Origin of the sequence: Hyella patelloides LEGE 07179 (genome assembly GCF_900659865.1) — a bacterium.
GTDB classification, from domain to species: domain Bacteria; phylum Cyanobacteriota; class Cyanobacteriia; order Cyanobacteriales; family Xenococcaceae; genus Hyella; species Hyella patelloides.
The window spans coordinates 1-1,412 of record NZ_LR214303.1 but is presented as its reverse complement, the minus strand read 5'-3'; the positions used below and the strand labels follow the sequence as shown (position 1 = coordinate 1,412).

At 32.4% G+C, this 1,412-nt stretch carries 1 protein-coding gene; it reads right to left on the bottom strand.

What is annotated here, in order from left to right:
* Positions 1–228: 228 nt before the first annotated feature.
* A complete protein-coding gene (locus H1P_RS33340; RefSeq protein ID WP_144875769.1) occupies positions 229–1,236 on the bottom strand; it encodes a hypothetical protein in 1,008 nt (335 codons plus the stop codon).
* Positions 1,237–1,412 lie beyond the last annotated feature (176 nt).

Here is a 1,412-nt window from a genome sequence, read left to right as displayed (position 1 = left end):
AAAAAAATTAAGAATAACTCAAAAAAATCAGCATTTATCTCTAAAAAATCTCCTAATTTTTAGAAACTAGAATAATTAGGTTAGTTTTGGCTGCTTGGTTGTTTGAAATCTTTATGTAGTATGAAAACGCAAGAACTTAAATCAGAAATAAAAGAGCAAAATTCAATCTGAGAGCGAAAGAATTAGGTTTTTAGTCATCTCAAATTTGTCAAATACTGATAATCATTTTCATAATGAGAATTGCTGGTGTTCCATACTTCGGATTTTTTCTTGAGCATCTTGGCGCACTTGTCTAATAAAATAACCAGAATCATCTTTATTGAATTTAGTTAATTTACGATTAACTAAGTCGTAAGCTTTCGCAATTGCTTTAGCTTTTGGAGGAGGAATCACTTTCGTTAATTCTTCTTCTAATTCATAACTTCCTTTATCTTGCTCAAAAGCATCTCGTACAGGTGAAATAAGATTTTCTATTAAATCCTCTTCAACTTTGCTAACGATATCGTAAAAAGAATTAAATCCTTTTTTTGACTGCTGAGATAAGATACTCCGTTCGGTTTGATTATCTTGTTTGAGAAGTTTGATAATTTCTTTTACTTCCTGCTGAAACCGATCGCGGATATTTTCAACCTCTCTAGTTAATCTTTCACTAGCATCAATAATCTGTTGCTGTTTGGTTTCTACTTCTTCTTTTTCATTAATCTTTTGAATATTAAGTTCTACATCAATAGCATTAATTAAGAGCTTGTAGCGATCTAAAACATCAATTAATGCAGGTAAAATAACTAACTCAGAAAAAGACTCTCTAACGCGATCGCGCATACATTGCCAGAGGCGATTTCCACCACTCCAATCATAAACATGGTAGAGAACTTTTCGCATACTCTCATCATCAATAACTTCTCCATCATCTATGCGATCTTCTAAATCTCTAAACCACTTTTTGAGTTTTTTATCTTCACTTGTATGTAATTTAATGAGACTCGAACAATCAACTAACATTCCGTTTAAATAATGTCGGCGTGCCACAGCATCTACAGAAGAATTATTACTAATCCCTGTTGCTCCCCAAGCACACTGAGCATAGTAAAGAAATCGTCCACTTAAAGGAATGATATCGGGTAATTCTTTTAAACTTAAAGTTGTTTGAATTTCTAACTGTAATTGTTTTATTTTATCTGCGATCGCAATATCATCCTGACCCCGTTGATCTACTCGATTAAGAATAAAAATCATTGAGTCAGTACGCCCTTGTAAATATTCGACTACTTTTTTTAATTCTTCTAACCCACATTCCGCACTTTGAAATGTAGTACAAAATCAGACAGAAAAAGGATCGCTACATCTAAGTAGAATTACTCAAGAAAAATTCGGGCAAAAAGTGAGAAAATTATTCATGTAAGGACAAAGAA

Coding starts and splice junctions, on each gene's coding strand:
- H1P_RS33340 (WP_144875769.1), bottom strand. CDS start 1,236: ATGATTTTTATTCTTAATCGAGTAGATCAACGGGGTCAGGATGATATT.